General features: G+C 44.1%; 1 protein-coding gene. It reads left to right on the top strand.

Features of this window, described 5'->3' with window-relative positions; genetic code table 11:
• Positions 1 to 75: 75 nt before the first annotated feature.
• A partial coding sequence (locus EOPP23_RS21285; RefSeq protein WP_153768004.1) for a cold-shock protein occupies positions 76 to 227 on the top strand: 152 nt, incomplete at its 3' end.

Here is a 227-nt window from a genome sequence, read left to right as displayed (position 1 = left end):
CTGTTGTCAAAACAGTGCAGGCACACTTTTGTTAAGGCTGTTTTAAAAACAGTTTGAAAATTTCAGGATATGATTATGTCTACTACTACCGGTACTGTTAAGTGGTTCAACGAAGAGAAAGGTTTTGGTTTCATCGCTCAGGAAAACGGTCCTGACGTGTTTGCCCATTTCCGTCAGATCGTTGGCGACGGCTTCAAGACTCTGGCTGAAGGCCAGCAGGTTGAGTT

The sequence above is a fragment of the Endozoicomonas sp. OPT23 genome, from assembly GCF_009653635.1.
Taxonomy (GTDB): domain Bacteria; phylum Pseudomonadota; class Gammaproteobacteria; order Pseudomonadales; family Endozoicomonadaceae; genus Endozoicomonas_A.
Note: the sequence above shows the minus strand (reverse complement) of the source record. Positions and strands in the feature narration are given on the sequence as shown.